1 pseudogene is annotated in these 255 nt (G+C 70.6%); it reads right to left on the bottom strand.

What is annotated here, in order from left to right:
• Positions 1-27: 27 nt before the first annotated feature.
• A pseudogene (locus SB765_RS31525) lies at positions 28-255 on the bottom strand (DUF3300 domain-containing protein); the annotation flags it as partial.

Raw genomic sequence — 255 nt, 5'->3', positions numbered from 1 at the left:
CACAGGCAACCCACCCTGATCGACGGTTCATCGACGGCCCCCTCCACCACGGCGCATGGGCGCACTGGGCCTGGAAATCTGATGCCCGGCGGCTCGCGCAGTGTGCGGCCGCTGGGCAAACGACTGGCTGATGCGACCTCGGTCGGCCTGCGCACGGGTGCTCGATGGCGAGCGCACGCCATCGAAGGCGTTATTGCGGGCACGGCCAGCGCTGTTGGCCGGCCGCGCTTGCGCCACCTGCTGCCTGGCCTGCAG

The organism is Pseudomonas sp. SIMBA_067, from assembly GCF_046534675.1.
GTDB classification, from domain to species: Bacteria; Pseudomonadota; Gammaproteobacteria; order Pseudomonadales; family Pseudomonadaceae; genus Aquipseudomonas; species Aquipseudomonas putida.
This window is presented reverse-complemented; position numbering and strand designations above follow the sequence as displayed.